The sequence below is a fragment of the Streptosporangium sp. NBC_01810 genome (genome assembly GCF_035917355.1).
In the GTDB taxonomy this organism is placed as follows: Bacteria; Actinomycetota; Actinomycetes; order Streptosporangiales; family Streptosporangiaceae; genus Streptosporangium.
Map to the genome: position 1 here is coordinate 3,763,803 of NZ_CP109070.1, position 17,074 is coordinate 3,780,876.

General features: G+C 70.9%; 1 protein-coding gene. It reads right to left on the reverse strand.

Annotated elements, in window-relative coordinates; translation table 11 throughout:
* Window positions 1-15 precede the first annotated feature (15 nt).
* Window positions 16-17,034 (reverse strand): SDR family NAD(P)-dependent oxidoreductase, encoded by a 17,019-nt coding sequence (locus tag OIE13_RS16650; RefSeq protein ID WP_326830207.1) that lies wholly within the window; start codon window positions 17,032-17,034, stop codon window positions 16-18.
* Window positions 17,035-17,074: the final 40 nt, after the last annotated feature.

The following is a 17,074-nucleotide window of genomic DNA, read 5'->3' on the forward strand; positions in this document are numbered from 1 at the left end:
AGACGCGGGCTCGAATCACAGATCTTTCGAGCGGCCCAGTTCGTTGTCGATGAAGCTGAGAATCTCCTCGGTACTCGCCGATTCGAGCATGCCGGCGACAGCGATTTCACTAGTTTCCGTACCGCTCTCGCTCACCTTCAGCAGCAGGTGCCGCAGCCGGGTCGAGATGCCGTTCCGGGCGAGCTCGTCGAGTGTGTAGCCGGAAAGAGCGGTCTCGAACCGGTCGAGATCGGCCAGCAATGACAGCTCTACCGTGGTGTTCGCTCCGGGCGCGATTTCCGCCAAAAGGTGTTCGGCGAGGCTCACGGGGGTGGGGCAATCGAAGATGAGAGTGGCGGGCAGCCGCAGCCCGGTGGCGGCATTGAGCCGGTTGCGCAGCTCCACCGCGGTCAGGGAGTCGAAGCCCAGCTCACGGAACTCCCGCCGCGCCCGGACGGTCTCCGCCGAGGCGTGCCCCAGCACCGCCGCCGCCTGAGCGCGCACCAGCTCCACCACCAGCCGAACCTGCTCGGCCTCACCCAGCCCCGCCAGCCGCCGCACCAGCTCCGAATCCCCGCCCACCGGGATGGAGACCGCCGACCGGCGCCCCACCCGGACCAGGCCCCGCATCAGATGCGGCACCTCGGGGAACGTGCGCAGCACCGACAGATCCAGCCGCACCGCCACCACCGCCGCCCGGCCCGACGCGGTGGCCGCCTCGAACACCGCCAGCCCCTGCTCCGCCGACAGCGCCGGCATCCCCGCCCGCGCCATCCTGCGCAGGTCGACTGCGCCCAGCGTGCCGGTCATCCCGGTCTCCTGCTCCCACAGGCCCCAGGCCAGCGACAACCCCGGCAGTCCCGCAGCCCGACGCGCCTGGACCAATGTGTCCACAAACGCATTCGCCGCCGCGTAGTTGCCCTGCCCGGCGTTGCCCATCACCCCGGCGAACGAAGAGAACGCCACGAACCCGGCCAGGTCCAGGTCCCGGGTCAGCTCGTGCAGATGCCAGGCCGCGTCCACCTTCGGCCGCAGCACGCTGTCCAGCCGCTCAGGCGTCAGCGACGGAATCGTCCCGTCGGCCAGCACACCGGCGGTGTGGATCACCGCCGTCAGCGGATGTTCGGCCGGGACCTGCGTCAGCAGGGCCGCCACCGCGTCCCGGTCGGCCACGTCGCACGCCGCGATGGTGACCTCGACGCCGTGTGCGATCAGCTCGGCCCGCAACTCCACCGCGCCCGGAGCGTCCAGGCCCCGGCGGCTGGTCAGCAGCAGATGCCGCACACCCCGCTCGGCCACCACATGCCGCGCGAACAACGCCCCCAGACCACCGGTACCACCGGTGATCAACACCGTCCCCTCCGGATCCCAGACCCGGCCCGCCACATCGCCCAGGTCAGATCCCGGCGCCACCCGCGTCATCCGCGCCATCCGCACCGCACCCTCGCGTACCGCCGCCTGCGGCTCACCCGAGGCCAGCACCCCGAGCAGTGCATCGAGCAGGGCCGGCAGCGAGGACTCCTGATCATCCACGTCGACCAGCACAAATCGGCCCGGGTTCTCCGACTGAGCACTGCGAACAAGGCCCCACACCCCAGCGGCCGGAAGATCAGCCACCACCTCACCATCATCGGTCGCGACCGCGCCCCGGGTGACGAACACCAAGCGCGAATCGGCGTACCGCTCATCGGCCAGCCACCGCTGCAGCAGATCCAGCACGTGGGCGGTCAGCGCATGCGCCGACTCCACCACCCCGGCCGCCGGATCCGAGACCACCTCCGCGAGCACCACCGCCGGGACCGGACCCGCCTCGGCCAGCGCGGGCAGATCCACATGCACCGGTACCAAATGCCCGCCAGGCTCCCCGACCAGATCGCCGGCTACCCGCAACGCGGGGGCAAGACCCAGGGCGTCCAAGCCGAGCACCGCCACCGGTATCGACACCGGCGCCTGGTCGGCCTGCGGCAGGCCACCCGCGGCAGGCCACTCCACCCGGAACAGCGCGTCCTGCCTGGCCCCGCGAGGGTCGGAGCCGGCCAAGTGCTCGGCGGCCATCGGCCGCAGCACCACCGACCGGGCCGACACCACCGGTGCCCCGGCCGCATCCACCGCGCTCAGCGACAACGCATCGCCGCCCGTCCTGGCCAGCCGCACCCGCAGCACCGACGCCCCGCCCGCGTGCAGGCACACCCCACCCCATGACAACGGCAACCGGCCGCCCGCGGCATCGTCCAGCCCGGCGAAGGGCACCACGTGCAGCGCCGCGTCCAGCAGCGCCGGGTGCAACCCGAACGAAGCCGCATCACCGGCCTGCTCCGGCAAACTCAGCTCGACGAACACCTCGTCATCACGCCGCCAGGCCGCCCGCAACCCTTGGAACACCGGGCCGTACCCCAAGCCCTCCTCCGCCAGCTCTTCATACAGCCCCTCCAGCTCGATCGCAGCCGCGCCGACCGGAGGCCACACCGCCACATCGAACGGCTCGGCAGGCGAGGCACCCGTGGTGAGAGCGCCGGTCGCGTGCAGCACCCACGGCACATCATCGACCGCATCCGCCGACCGGGCATACACGTTCACCGTCCGGCGGCCCGACTCCTGAGAGGCGCCCACCCACACCTGCACCGCGACCGCCTCGCCCGCACCCAGCACCAGTGGCACATCCAGCGTCAGCTCCTCCACCAGCTCACAGCCGACCTGGTCACCCGCCCGCACGGCCAGCTCCACGAATGCGCTGCCTGGCACCACCACCGAGCCCGCCACCTGGTAATCGGCCAGCCACGGCTGCGCACTCACCGACAACCGACCCGTCAGCACCGCCCCGTCGGAATCGGCCAGCGGCATCGCCGCGCCCAGCAGCGGGTGATTCGTCGCGGCCAGACCCAGCACCCGAGCGTCCCCGCTCTGCTTGGCGTTCGGCCAGAACCGCTGGTGCTGGAAGGCGTAGGTCGGCAGGTCGACCTGACGCCCGCCCGGCAGCACCTGCCGCCAGTCCACCGCCACCCCACGGACGAACAGCTCTGCCGCCGAGACCAGCACCCGGTCCAGCCCGCCGTCGTCGCGGCGCAACGTCCCGGCGATCACGGCCTCCACCCCGGCCTCATCCACGCATTCGCCGATGCCGACCGTCAGCACCGGATGCGGGCTCACCTCGACAAACGCCCGATGCCGCTGCTCCAGCAACTGTCCGATCGCCGGGGCGAAGGCGACCGTGCGCCGCAGGTTGTCACACCAATACCCGCCGTCGAGTTCCGGCCCTTCCACCCACTGACCGGTCACCGTCGACAGCATCGGCACCCGCACCTGCTGCGGCGCCACCCCCGCCAGCACCTCAGCCAGCTCATCTCGAACCAGGTCGACCTGCGCCGAATGCGAGGCGTAGTCCACCGCGATCCGCCGGACCCGCACGTTTTCACCAGCAAGGCGCTCGACCAGCTCCTCAACGGCTTGGACCTCACCGGCCACCACCACCGAACTGGGGCCGTTGACCGCCGCCACCGAGATCCGCCCGTCCCAGGCCGCCACCTGCTCGCCCACCTGCTCGACCGGCAGCGCCACCGACGCCATCGCCCCGAGCCCGGCCAACCTGCGCGCGATCACCTGGCTGCGCAGCGCCACCACCCGCGCGCCGTCCTGCAACGACAAGCCGCCCGCCACCACCGCTGCGGCGATCTCCCCCTGGGAATGGCCCACCACCGCATCCGGCCGGCTCCCCAGCGACTCCCACACCGCCGCCAGCGACACCATCACCGCGAACGAGGTCGGCTGGACCACCTCCACCCGATCCAGAGACGGCGCCCCCTCCACCTGCCGGACCACATCCAGCAGCGACCACTCCACGAACGGCTCCAACGCCGCCGCACACTCGGCCATCCGCCCGGCGAACACCGCCGACTCCTCCAGCAGCCGCGCGCCCATCCCCGCCCACTGCGCCCCCTGGCCCGGGAACACCCACACCGACTTCCCCACGACATCGGCCACACCTTGAACCACACCCGCCGTGGGCTCACCGGAAGCCACCGCCGCCAGCCCCGCCAGCAGCCCCTCGTGGCCGCCGCCCACCACCACCGCACGGTGCTCGAACACCGACCGCGACACCACCAGCGACGACCCCACATCCACCGGCTCAAGCTCACCGGCCGCCCGTACGTGCGCCAGCAGTCGCCCGGCCTGCGCCCGTACCGCCTCCTCGGTCTTCGCCGACACCACCCACGGCACCACACCCGCGGCCGGAGCCCGGTCCTCCGCACCCGACCCGGCCGGCTCGGCCTCCGGTCCCTGCTCCAGGATCACGTGCGCGTTGGTACCGCTGATCCCGAACGACGACACACCCGCCCGGCGCGGACGACCCGTCTGCGGCCACTCAGCCGACTCGGTCAGCAACTCCACCGCGCCCGCCGACCAGTCCACATGCGACGACGGGACGTCCACGTGCAACGTCTTGGGCAACACCCCATGCCGGAGAGCCATGACCATCTTGATCACACCCGCCACACCCGCGGCCGCCTGGGTGTGGCCGAGGTTCGACTTGATCGACCCCAGCAGCAGCGGACGGTTCTCGTCCCGGTCCTGGCCGTACGTGGCCAGCAGAGCCTGCGCCTCGATCGGGTCACCCAGCGTCGTCCCCGTACCGTGCGCCTCGACCGCGTCCACCTCGGACACCGAGAGCCCGGCCCCGGCCAGCGCCTGGCGAATCACCCGCTGCTGCGACGGGCCGTTCGGCGCCGTCAACCCATTGGAGGCACCGTCCTGGTTCACCGCCGACCCACGGACGATCGCCAGCACCTGGTGACCGTTGCGGCGGGCGTCCGACAACCGCTCCAGCACCAGCATGCCCACACCCTCGGAATAGCTGGTGCCGTCCGCCGCGTCAGCGAAGGACTTGCACCGGCCATCGCCTGCCAGCCCACCCTGCGCGCTGAAGCCGATGAACACCGCCGGGGTGGCCATCACGGTCACCCCACCCGCAAGCGCCAGATCGCAATCACCCGAACGCAGCGCCTGCGCCGCCATGTGCATCGCCACCAGCGACGACGAACACGCCGTGTCCACCGTCACCGCCGGACCCTCCAGGCCCAGCGCGTACGAAATGCGGCCGGTCGCGACGCTTCCCGCCGAACCGGTGCTGATGAAGCCCATGGCCTCCAGCGGGAGTTCGGCGCTCACCCCGTAGTCGTGATACATCACACCGGCGAACACGCCGGTACGGCTGCCGCGCAACGAGGTCGGGTCCATGCCCGTCCGCTCGAAAGCCTCCCACGACGTCTCCAACAGCAGGCGCTGCTGCGGGTCCATCGCCAACGCCTCACGCGGCGAGATCCCGAAGAACCCCGGATCGAACTGCGTGGCGCTCTCCAGGAAGCCACCCTCGCGCACATAGTCCGGGCTGTACGACGCCCCCAGATCCCAGCCCCGCGACGTCGGGAACTCGGAGATCCCGTCCCCGCCCTCGGAGACCAGCCGCCACAGATCCTCCGGAGAGGCGACCTCACCTGGGAAACGGCACGCCATGCCCACGATCACGACCGGATCGTTCGTTACCGGCACCACCATCGCGGGAACCGTCACATCGGCGTCCTCGCCGAACAACTCGGCCAGCAGGAAGTCCGCCAGCACGGTCGGTGTCGGGTAGTCGAACACCAGCGTGGACGGCAACCGCAGCCCGGTGGCGGCGTTCAGCCGGTTGCGCAGCTCAACCGCGGTGAGAGAGTCGAAGCCCAGCTCGCGGAACTCCCGCCGCACCTCCACCGTCTCCGGCGAGACATGGCCCAGCACCATGGCCGCCTCGGTACGCACCAGGTCCACCAGGACCTCGGCACGCTCGGCCGCCCCCAGCGGAGCCAGCCGCTGCAGCAACGTCGCCGCCACCACCGAACCGGACGCCGCCGATCGGCGCCCACCCCGCACCAGCCCACGCAACAACGCCGGCACCTCACCGTAGGTGCGCATCGACGGCAGATCCAGCCGAACCGGAACCAGCACCGCGTGCTTCAACGCGGTAGCGGCCTCGAACAGCGCCAGGCCCTGCTCCACCGTCAACGGTGGCATGCCCGTCCGGGTGATCCGCTGCATATCGATATCGCCCAGCGTTCCGGTCAATCCGGTGTCCTGGGTCCAGGGCCCCCAGGCCAGCGACAGCGCGGGCAGCCCCTCGGCCCGGCGCGCCTGCGCCAAGGCGTCCAAGAACGTGTTCGCGGCCGCGTAGTTGCCCTGCCCAGCGGAGCCCATGACACCCGACAGGGACGAGTACGTGATGAACGCCGCGAGGTCCAGATTCCGGGTGAGCTCATGCAGATGCCAGATGGCGTCGACCTTCGGCCGCAGCACCGTCTCCAGCCGCTCCAACGTCAGCGACGGAATCGTGCCGTCGGCCAGCACACCGGCGGTGTGGATCACCGCGGTCAGCGGATGCCCGGCATCCACGCCGGCCAGCAGGGCCGCCACCTGATCCCGATCCGCCATGTCACAGGCGGCGATGTCCACCTCGACCCCGTGCGCGATCAGCTCGGCCCGCAACTCCAGCGCACCCGGAGCATCCAGGCCCCGACGACTGGTCAGCAGCAGATGCCGCACCCCCCGCTCGGCCACCAGATGCCGGGCCAGACTGCCGCCCAGACCACCGGTGCCACCGGTGATCAGAACCGTCCCCTCGGGCTCCCACGACCGTTCGATCTCCTCCGCAGGTGCCACCCGCGCCAGGCGCGGAACCCGCACCCCGCCCTCGCGCACCGCCGCCTGCGGCTCACCCGAGACCAGCACCCCGGCCAGTACCGACGAGGACAACTCACCGTCGGCATCGACCAGCACGAACCGGCCCGGGTTCTCCCATTGGGCCGACCGGACCAGGCCCCACACCGCCGCGGCCGCCAGATCGGCGACCACATCGCCTTCCCGCGCCTCGACCGCACCCCGGGTGACGAACACCAGCCGCGACGTCTCGAACCGCTCATCGGCCAACCACCGCTGCAGCAGGCCCAGGACATCTGCGACCAGCGCGTGCGTCGACTCCACCACGTTCTCGGCATCGGCCGATCCCACGGCGACCATGACCACATCCGGCACCGAATCCAGCAGGGCCAGGTCCGAAAGGGCTTCTCCGGCGAGTTCGGCCACGTCCAGTTCGGCGTCGGATACCGGCGTCTGAACCGAGGGCGTCCACTCCAGCCCGAACAACGCGTCCCGCTCCACTCTCGGGCTGCTACCGGCGGCGGCGAGCTGGTCGGCTGAGACCGGGCGCAGCACCAGTGACCGCGCCGACACCACCGGCTCCCCGGCGAAGTCCACCGCGCTCAGCGATACCGCATCCTCGCCCACCTTGGCCAGCCGCACCCGCAGCAGCGCCGCCCCACCCGCGTGCAGGCACACCTCATCCCAGGAGAACGGCAACCGCGTACCCGCTGCGGCGTCCAGCCCGGCGAAGCTCACCGCGTGCAACGCCGCGTCCAGCAGAGCCGGATGCACCCCGAACGAACCCGCGTCCGACTGCGCCTGCTCCGGCAGCGCGACCTCGGCGAACACCGCGCCATCAGCACCCCGCCAGGCCGCCCGCAATCCCTGGAACACCGGGCCGTAGACAAGCAAACCTTCGGCCAGCCGGTCATAGAGGCCGTCCAGCGCGATCGTAGTCGCGCCGGCCGGGGGCCACACCGCCGTGTCGAACGGCACGGCGACCCGGCTGCCCGTGGCGAGCGTGCCGGCGGCATGCCGCACCCACGGCACCTCCTCGGCCGCGTCCGCCGACCGGGCGTAGATGCTCACGCTCCGTCGGCCGGTCTCCTCCGGCGCACCCACCGCGATCTGGATCACGACCGCGTCATCCTCGCCCAGCACCAGCGGCGCGGCCAGCGTCAGCTCCTCGACCACCTCGCAGCCGACCTGGTCACCCGCCCGCACCGCCAGCTCCACGAACCCGGTACCCGGGAAGAACACCATCCCGGCCACCACGTGATCGGCCAGCCAGGGGTGCGACGAGAGCGACAACCGCCCGGTCAGCAGCACCCCGTCCGAGTCGGCCAGACCCACCGCCGCACCCAGCAGCGGATGATCCGTCGCGGCCAGACCCAGCACCCGGGCATCACCGCTCTGCCTCTCGCTCGGCCAGAACCGCTGGTGCTGGAAGGCGTAGGTGGGCAGGTCGACCCGCCGGCCACCGGTCAGCACGCTCTGCCAGTCCACCGCCACGCCTCGGACGAACAGCTCCGCCGCCGAGACCAGCACCCGATCCAGCCCGCCGTCCTCACGCCGCAACGTCCCGGCGATCACCGTGACGGCGTTCGTCTCGTCCACACATTCCCCGATGCCGACCGTCAGCACCGGATGCGGGCTCACCTCCACGAACACCCGATACCGCTGCTCCAGCAACACCCCCACCGCCGGAGCGAAACCCACCGTACGCCGCAGATTCTCACACCAATACCCGGCCCCCAGCTCCGCACCCTCCACCCACTGACCCGTCACCGTCGACAGCATCGGCACCCGCACCGGCCCCGGCGCCACCCCCGCCAGGACCCCGGCCAGCTCCTCCCCGATCAGATCCACCTGCGCCGAATGCGAGGCATAGTCCACCGCGATCCGCCGCACCCGCACGTTCTCAGCGGCAAGGCGCTCGACCAGCTCCTCCACCGCCGCGACCTCACCGGCCACCACCACCGAGTTCGGACCGTTCACCGCAGCCACCGAGACCCGCCCGTCCCAAACCGCCACGTACTCACGCACCCGCTCGACCGGCAACGCCACCGACGCCATCGCCCCCAGCCCGGCCAACCGCTCGGCGATCAACCGGCTGCGCAACGCCACCACCCGCGCACCGTCCGACAACGACAGACCACCCGCCACCACCGCCGCCGCGATCTCCCCCTGCGAATGCCCCACCACCGCGTCCGGACGAACCCCCAGCGACTCCCACACCGCCGCCAACGACACCATCACCGCGAACGAGGCCGGCTGCACCACATCCACCCGATCCAGCCCCGGAGCGTCCTCGGTCTGCCGGACCACATCCAGCAACGACCAGTCCACGAACGGCTGCAACGCCGCCGCACACTCCGCCATCCGAGCCGCGAACACCGCCGACTCCTCCAGCAGAGCCGCCCCCATCCCCACCCACTGCGCCCCCTGACCAGGGAACACCCACACCGACTTCCCCTCCACATCGGCCACACCCGCAACCACGCGCGGCGCCGACTCACCCGCGCCCAGCGCACCGACACCCGCCAGCAGACCCTTGCGATCCCCGCCGACCACCACCGCCCGGTGCTCGAACACCGACCGCGACGACACCAGCGAGAAGCCCACATCCGCCAGACCCAACTCGCCACGCGTGTCCATAAACGCCGCCAGACGGCCTGCCTGAGCGCGCAACGCCTCAGCGGTCTTCGCCGACACCACCCACGGCACCACACCCGCGTCCGGACCTGCAGGCTCACCGGCCTCCGGTTCCACCGCCTGCGGCCCCTGCTCCAAGATCATGTGTGCGTTGGTGCCGCTGATCCCGAACGACGACACCCCCGCCCGGCGCGGGCGGCCCATATCCGGCCAGTCCCTGGTCTCGGTCAGCAGCTCCACCGCGCCCATGGACCAGTCCACATGCGAGGACGGCTCGTCCACGTGCAATGTCTGGGGCAGCACCCCGTGCCAGAGAGCCATGACCATCTTGATCACGCTCGCCACACCCGCCGCCGACTGCGCGTGACCGAGATTCGACTTGATCGATCCCAGCAGCAACGGCCGGCCCTCCGGCCGATCCTGACCGTACGTCGCCAGCAGCGCCTGCGCCTCGATCGGGTCACCCAGCGTCGTCCCCGTACCATGCGCCTCGACCACGTCCACCTCGGACGGCGACAAACCGGAGACAGCCAGCGCCTGACGAATCACCCGCCGCTGCGAGGGGCCGTTCGGCGCGGTCAACCCGTTGGACGCACCGTCCTGGTTGATCGCCGAACCACGTATCACCGCCAGCACCTGATGCCCGTTGCGCCGCGCGTCCGACAGCCGCTCCAGCATCACCAGGCCGACACCCTCGGACCATCCGATGCCGTCCGCCGAGTCGGAGAACGCCTTGCACCGGGCATCCGGCGCCAGCCCGCCCTGCTCACCGAACTCCGCGAACGCCGCGAGGGTCGTCATCACCGTCACACCACCGGCCAGGGCCAGTGAGCACTCCCCACTGCGCAGCGCCTGGGCCGCCATGTGGATGGTCACCAGCGACGACGAGCAGGCGGTGTCCACCGTGATCGCCGGCCCCTCCAACCCGAAGGTGTAGGAGATCCGGCCGGAGGCCACGCTACCCATCAGGCCGGTCATGATGTGACCGCGAGACTCCTCCCCGGGCGTGTAGCCCGATCCGGAGGCACCGATGAAGACGCCGGTGTCGCTGCCCCGCAACGAGTCCGGATCGACGCCGGCGCGTTCGAGGACCTCCCAGGCTGTCTCCAGCAGCAGGCGCTGCTGCGGATCCATCGCCAGCGCCTCGCGCGGCGAGATCCTGAAGAACTCCGCGTCGAACCCGGGTGCGTCGGAAACGAACCCGCCCTTCAGGCCCAGACCGCTATAGCTTTCCCAGCCGCGGTCGGCCGGCAGCGCGGTCATGACGTCCTGCCCCTCGACGACCAGCCGCCACAGGTCCTGTGGAGAGTTCACCCCGCCCGGGTAGCTGCAGGCCATCGAGACGATGACGATCGGGTCGTCCCCGACCGAGACCGCGGCCACCGGCAGGACGGCGTCGCCGTGCGCGCCGAGCACCTCGCCCAGCAGGTACTCACCGAGCACGGCGGGGGTGGGGTAGTCGAAGACGAGAGTGGAAGGCAGGCGCAGCCCGGTGGCCACGTTGAGCCGGTTGCGCAATTCGATCGCGGTCAGCGAGTCGAAGCCCAGCTCACGGAACTCCCGCCGGACGTCCACCGCCGCGGAGTCGGAGTGTCCAAGGACGGCGGCGGCCTGAGTGCGGACCAGATCGGTCATGAAGCGGGTCCGGTCGGCCTGCGTCAGCCCGGCCAGTTGCCGCACCAACGTTCCTTCGTCGGCCGCGTGCGCCACCGCTGCCGTACGGCGGGTGCCCCGCACCAGACCGCGCAGCAGCGGCGGCACCAGATGGGCGGGCATCGCCGGCAGGTTCAGCCGCACCGGGACCACCAGCGGCGCATCCGACCCCAGGGCCGCGTCGAACAGGGCCAGCCCCTGTTCGGTGGTGATCAGCGGTAGCCCGGCTGAGGTGATTCGCTGCACGTCGGCCTGCGACATACTGCCGGTCATCCCGGTCTCCTGCGCCCACAACCCCCAGGCCAGCGACAACCCCGGCAACCCCTGCGCCCGGCGCCGCGCCATCAACCCGTCCAGCCATACATTGGCCGCCGCATAGTTGCCCTGCCCGGCGTTGCCCATCACCCCGGCAAACGAAGAGAACACCACGAACCCGGCCAAGTCCAGGTCCCGGGTCAGCTCGTGCAGATGCCAGGCCGCGTCGACCTTCGGCCGCAGCACCGCGTCCAGCCGCTCCGGCGTCAGCGAGGTGATCGTGCCGTCGTCCAGCACACCCGCGGTGTGGATCACCGCGGTCAGCGGGTGCTCGGGATCGACCTGCGCCAGCAGCGCCGCCACCTGATCCCGGTCGGCCACATCACAGGCGGCGACCGTGACCTCGACGCCGTGGGCGATCAACTCGGCCCGCAACTCCACCACACCCGGAGCCTCCAGGCCCCGGCGGCTGGCCAGCAGCAGATGCCGCGTCCCATGCTCGGCCACCAGATGCCGGGCCAGCTCCGCACCCAGACCACCGGTGCCACCGGTGATCAGCACGGTGCCCTCCGGGTTCCAGACCCGGGGCATGGTCAGCACGATCTTGCCGGTGTGCCGGGCCTGGCTCATGAACCGGAACGCCTCCCGGCCCCGGCGCACATCCCACGCCGTGAACGGCAACGGCCGCAACTCACCCGCCTGGAACAGCTCCGTCAGCGCGCCCAGGATCTGCCGCAACCGCTCAGGCCCGGCATCCGCCACGTCGAACCAGTGATACACCAGCCCGGGGAACCGCTCCTGGTCACGGATGTCCAGCTTGCCCAACTCGATGAACCGGCCGCCCGGACGCAGCAGCCGCGCCGAGGCGTCGATGTACTCCCCGGTCAGCGAGTTGAGCACCACATCGATGCCCTGATCGCCGCACACCTGGGAGAACTGCTGCTCGAACTCCAGGCTCCGCGACGAGGCGATGTGATCATCGGGGATGCCCAGCGAACGCAGCACGTCCCACTTGGCCGGGCTGGCCGTGGCGAACACCTCGACCCCCAGGCGCTGGGCCAGCTGGATCGCCGCCATCCCGGTCCCGCCGGTGCCCGCGTGCACCAGCAGCCGCTCGCCCTCCCGCAGCCCGGCCAGGTCCATCAGCCCGTAGTAGGTCGTCAGGAACGCCACCGGAATCGTCGCGGCCTGCTCGAACGAGCAGTGATCGGGAATCTTCACCAGGATCATGGCCTCGGTGACGACCACCGGGCCGAACGCGCCATCGGCCAGACCCATCACCCGGTCCCCCGGACGCAGGTCCGCCACCTCCGGGCCGACCTCCAGCACCACCCCGGCGACCTCACTGCCCATCAGGCCGACCTTGTCCTGGAACCAGCCCAGCGCGTTCAACCCGTCCAGCAGATCCCGGAAGTTCACCCCCGCCGCCTGCACCGCCAGCCGTACCTGCCCCGCTCCCAGCGGCTCGGTCGCCTGCGGGAACGCGAGCAGCTCCAGCGCGTCCAAACTGCCCTTGGCCCGGCTGCCCAGCCGCCACGCCACCTCACCGGCCGGCGGCACCAAGCCCGCCCCCGACGCCAGAGACGCCAACCTCAGCGCCCGTACTCCACCCTCACGCACCGCCACCTGCGGCTCATCCAGCGCCGGCATCGCGAGCAGTACATCGCGCAAAGTCGCGAGTGAGGACTCCTGATCATCCAGGTCGACCAGGACGAACCGGCCCGGATTCTCCGACTGCGCCGACCTCACCAGACCCCACACCGCCGCGGCCGCCAGATCGGTGACCGCCTCGCCCTCGCCCGCGGACACCGCACCCCGCGTGACGACCACCAGCCGCGAATCATCACACCGCTCATCGGCCAGCCACCCCTGCAACAGACCCAGCACCCCGGCCGTCACCTCATGCGCCGAGATGGCCTCGTCCCCGGCCTGCCTGGTCCCGACCTCGGCCAGTACCACCTCCGGCACCGGCCCCGCCTCGGTCAGCGCCGACAGATCGTGATGAACCGCGACCGACTGGCCGACCGACGTCCACACTCCGGCAAAGCCCAGCGGGTCCGGCTCGAACCCCGCAAAACCGATCGCTGCCACCGGCACCGGATCGACCCTGGGGAGCTCCGACAGCGGAGTCCAGTCCAACCGGAACAACCCGTTCCCCGCCGTCGCCTGCCCCCCACCCGCGGCGGCGACTTGGTCAGGCGAGAACGGGCGCAGCACCAGCGACCTCGCCGACAGCACCGGCTCCCCGGCGACGTCCACCGCGACCAGCGACACCGAGTCGGCAGCGGTCCGGCTCAGCCGCACGCGCAACATCGCCGCCCCGGTGGCGTGCAGGCTCACCTCTCCCCAGGAGAACGGCAACCGGGTACCCACCTCGGTGTCGTCCAGCCCGGCGAACGTCGAGGCATGCAACGCCGCGTCCAGCAACGCCGGATGCACCCCGAACGCACCCGCACCCGACGCCGCCTGCTCGGGTAGCGCGACCTCGGCGAACACCTCGCCACCCTCGCCCCACCAGGCCGCCCGCAACCCCTGGAACACCGGGCCGTAGACGAGCGAACCTTCGGCCAGCCGGTCATAGAAACCGTCCAGCGCGATCGCGGTCGCGCCGACCGGCGGCCACACCGCCGTGTCGAACGGCACGACGGCCTGGCTACCGGTGGCAAGCGTGCCGGTGGCGTGCCGTACCCACGGCACATCGTCGGCCGCGTCCGCCGGACGGGCGTACACGTTCACGCTCCGGCGGCCCGACTCCTGGGCGGCGCCCACCCACACCTGCACCGCGACGGCGGCGGTCTCGCCCAGCACCAGCGGCGCGACCAGCGTCAGCTCCTCGACCACCTCGCAGCCGACCTGGTCACCCGCCCGCACCGCCAGCTCCAGGAACCCGGTACCCGGGAAGAACACCATCCCGGCCACCACGTGATCGGCCAGCCATGGATGCGACCGCAGGGACAACCGCCCGGTCAGCAGCACCCCGTCCGAGTCGGCCAGACCCACCGCCGCACCCAGCAGCGGATGATCCGTCGCGGCCAACCCCGCCGCGGCCACATTCCCCGCACCGGTACCCGTTCCCTTGGGCCAGAACTCCTGGTGCTGGAAGGCGTAGGTGGGCAGGTCGACCCGCCGGCCACCGGTCAGCACGCTCTGCCAGTCCACCGCCACGCCTCGAACGAACAGCTCCGCCGCCGAGACCAGCACCCGATCCAGGCCGCCGTCCTCACGGCGCAACGTCCCGGCGATCACAGCCTCCACCTCGGCCGCATCCACGCATTCCTGGACACCGACCGTCAGCACCGGATGCGGACTCACCTCCACGAACACCCGATACCGCTGCTCCAGCAACACCCCCACCGCCGGAGCGAAACCCACCGTACGCCGCAGATTCTCACACCAATACCCGGCCCCCAGCTCCGCACCCTCCACCCACTGACCCGTCACCGTCGACAGCATCGGCACCCGCACCGGCCCCGGCGCCACCCCCGCCAGGACCCCGGCCAGCTCCTCCCCGATCAGATCCACCTGCGCCGAATGCGAGGCATAGTCCACCGCGATCCGCCGCACCCGCACGTTCTCAGCGGCAAGGCGCTCGACCAGCTCCTCCACCGCCGCGACCTCACCGGCCACCACCACCGAGTTCGGACCGTTCACCGCAGCCACCGAGACCCGCCCGTCCCAAACCGCCACGTACTCACGCACCCGCTCGACCGGCAACGCCACCGACGCCATCGCCCCCAGCCCGGCCAACCGCTCGGCGATCAACCGGCTGCGCAACGCCACCACCCGCGCACCGTCCGACAACGACAGACCACCCGCCACCACCGCCGCCGCGATCTCGCCCTGCGAATGCCCCACCACCGCGTCCGGACGAACCCCCAGCGACTCCCACACCGCCGCCAACGACACCATCACCGCGAACGAGGTCGGCTGCACCACATCCACCCGATCCAGCCCCGGAGCGTCCTCGGTCTGCCGGACCACATCCAGCAACGACCAGTCCACGAACGGCTGCAACGCCGCCGCACACTCCGCCATCCGAGCCGCGAACACCGCCGACTCCTCCAGCAGAGCCGCACCCATCCCCACCCACTGCGCCCCCTGACCAGGGAACACCCACACCGACTTCCCCACGACATCGGCCACACCCGCAACCACACCCGCCGTGGACTCACCCGAGGCGACCGCGCCCAGCCCCGCCAGCAGCTCCTCATGGCCACCGCCGATGACCACCGCCCGGTGCTCGAACACCGACCGCGACGACACCAGCGAGAACGCCGTATCCACCAGTGCCACCTCACGATGGCCCTCCACGTGCGAGACCAGCCGCTCGGCCTGTGCCCGCAACGCCCCCGCCGTATGGCCCGACACCAGCACCGGAACCACACCGCTCACCACATCAGCGGCCAATGCCTGTTCCTGCGGCGCGTCCTCTCCTTCCGGCGTTTCCGGTCCTTGTTCGAGGATCACGTGCGCGTTGGTGCCGCTGACCCCGAACGACGACACCCCCGCCCGGCGCGGACGACCGCTCTTCGGCCACTCGGCCGCCTCGGTCAGCAGCTCCACCGCACCCGCCGACCAGTCCACATGCGACGACGGCGCATCCACGTGCAGCGTCTTGGGCAGCACGCCATGCCGCATCGCCAGCACCATCTTGATCACACCCGCCACACCGGCCGCGGCCTGGGTATGACCGAGGTTCGACTTGATCGCCCCCAGCAACAGCGGCCGATCCTCGTCCCGGTCCTGCCCATAGGTCGCCAGCAGCGCCTGCGCCTCGATCGGGTCACCCAGAACCGTGCCGGTGCCGTGCGCCTCGACCGCGTCCACCTCGGACGACGACAACCCCGCGCCGGCCAGCGCCTGACGAATCACCCGCCGCTGCGAAGGACCGTTCGGCGCCGTCAGCCCATTGGACGCACCATCCTGGTTGATCGCCGATCCACGCACCACCGCCAGCACCTGGTGCCCGTTGCGGCGGGCGTCCGACAACCGCTCCAGCACCAGCATGCCCACACCCTCGGACCAACTGGTGCCGTCCGCGGTGTCGGAGAACGCCTTGCACCGCCCATCGGGCGCCATTCCGCCCTGCGCGCTGAAGCCGACGAACACCATCGGCGACGTCATCACCGTGATACCGCCGGCCAGCGCCAGCGAGCACTCCCCCGACCGCAGCGCCTGTACCGCAAGGTGCAATGTCACCAGCGACGAAGAGCACGCGGTGTCCACGGTCACCGCCGGGCCCTCCAGGCCCAGGGTGTAGGACAGGCGGCCCGACAGCACGCTGGCTCCCAGACCGGTGACGCCATGGCCCTGAACATCCACCTGGGTGCTCATGATCAGATTCATGTAGTCCTGGCCGTTGGTGCCCACGAACACCCCGGTGGAACTGCCCTTCAGCGAGACCGGGTCGATCCCGGCCCGCTCGAAAGCCTCCCACGACGTCTCCAGCAGCAGCCGCTGCTGCGGATCCATCGCCAACGCCTCACGCGGCGAGATCCCGAAGAACCCCGCGTCAAACCCCGCCACATCCGCCAGGAACCCACCCTGGGCCGCGCTACCACCCCCGCCATCGGATCCCAACCCTGACGACATCCCCAGATCCCAGCCCCGATCGGCCGGGACCGGCGAGATCGCATCCTCACCCTCAGCCAGCAATCGCCACAAATCTTCAGGAGAGCCAACTCCACCTGGAAAGCGGCATGACATCGACACGATGGCGATCGGCTCGCGCTTGCCCGACTCCACCTCTTCGAGCCGTCGACGGGTCTCGTACAGGTCGGTGGCGACCGACTTGAGGTAGTCAACGAGCTTCAGGTCTTCCGACATGGGAGAAGCCCTCCAGGGTATTCGCGTATGAGCCGGGACA

Excerpts from the sequence above, each read along its gene's own strand:
- OIE13_RS16650 (WP_326830207.1), bottom strand. The coding sequence starts at position 17,034 with ATGTCGGAAGACCTGAAGCTCGTTGACTACCTCAAGTCGGTCGCCACC.